The organism is Streptomyces sp. NPDC006430 (genome assembly GCF_040612395.1).
In the GTDB taxonomy this organism is placed as follows: domain Bacteria; phylum Actinomycetota; class Actinomycetes; order Streptomycetales; family Streptomycetaceae; genus Streptomyces.
The window spans coordinates 1-1,516 of the sequence record NZ_JBEXQA010000114.1; the positions used below are offsets into that span (position 1 = coordinate 1).

Annotated in this window: 1 protein-coding gene; it reads left to right on the forward strand. The window is 70.1% G+C overall.

Annotated features, from left to right (window positions below):
* Window positions 1-1,516, forward strand: a 1,516-nt coding sequence (locus tag ABZZ20_RS36840; RefSeq protein WP_356877426.1) for a condensation domain-containing protein, incomplete at both ends; no start/stop codon positions are given.

Here is a 1,516-nt window from a genome sequence, read left to right on the forward strand (position 1 = left end):
TCGTCGTACCGCCCAACGCCATCCCGGAGGACGCGCAGGCGATCACACCGGAGATGCTCCCCCTGGTCGACCTGACCGTCGAGGAGATCGAGCGGATCGTCGCCACGGTCGAGGGCGGCGCCGCCAACGTGGCGGACATCTACCCGCTGGCCCCCCTGCAGGAGGGTCTGCTCTTCCACCACCTCCTCGCCGACGGCGGCGAGGACGCCTACGTAACCCCGATGGTCGTCGAGTTCGACTCGCGTGACCTCCTTGACCGTTACCTCAGCGCCCTCCAGCAGGTCGTGGACCGGCACGACATCCTGCGTACCGGCATCGTGTGGGAAGGTCTGCGCGAGCCGGTACAGGTGGTGTGGCACCACGCGAAGCTGCCCGTCGAGGAGGTCACACTCGACCCCCACAGCGCGGATCGGGTGGCGGAGCTGGTCGAACAGGTCGGCACGGTCATGGACCTGCGGCGCGCGCCGCTGATCCACGCCCATCTGGCAGCCGAGCCCGGCACCGGCCGGTGGCTCGCGCTGTTCCGTGAACACCATATGGTGCAGGACCACACGGGTATGGAGCTCCTTCTCGAAGAGGTGGAGGCGTTCCTCGCCGGCCGGGGAGAGGAACTGCCCGAACCGCTGCCCTTCCGTGACTTCGTGGCGCAGGCGCGTGGCGGGGCGGATCGATCCGGACACGAGCGGTACTTCACCGGGCTGCTCGGCGACGTGACGGAGCCGACCGCCCCGTACGGCCTGGTCGACGTGCACGGCGACGGCGCGGCAGCGGTCAGCGCCAGGCTGCCGCTCCCGGCCCAGCTGTCGGAGCGGGTCCGTACCGTCGCCCGGAGTCTGGGCGCCAGTCCGGCCACGGTGATGCATGTGGCGTGGGCGCGGGTCCTGGCCGCGGTCAGCGGCCGAGAGGACGTGGTCTTCGGTACTGTGCTGCTCGGCCGCCTGAGCGCGGCGGCCGACACCGGCCGGGTGGCGGGCCCCTTCATCAACACGCTTCCGGTTCTGGTGCGCATCGGCGACCTGACGCCGCGCGCGGCGGTTGCCGCGATGCGCGATCAGCTCGCCGCCCTCCTGGAGCACGAGCACGCGTCGCTCGCCCTGGCCCAGGAGGCCAGCGGGGTACCGGGCGGGACTCCGCTGTTCACGTCACTGTTCAACTACCGGCATCACGCCGGTCGGTCCGCCGCCCGGGGCGACGGCGCTACGCCGGAGAGTGCAGCCGAGGACGGCATCAGGCTGGTGTTTGGTCGGGAGACCGACAACTATCCGCTTTCGGTCTCCGTTGATGACTACGGCGACGGGCTCGGTCTGGCCGTCGACGCGGTCGCGCCGATCGACCCGCAGGCTGTCGCCACATTGGTGGCCACCGCTACGGAGAACCTCGTGGCAGCGCTGGAGAGCGGTGCGGACCGGTTCCTGAGTGGTGTCGAGGTCCTTGACGAGGGTGAGTGGCAGCGGTTGTTGGTGGGGTGGAATGACACTGCGGTTGAGGTGCCGCGGGCTACTGTGACGGAGCTGTT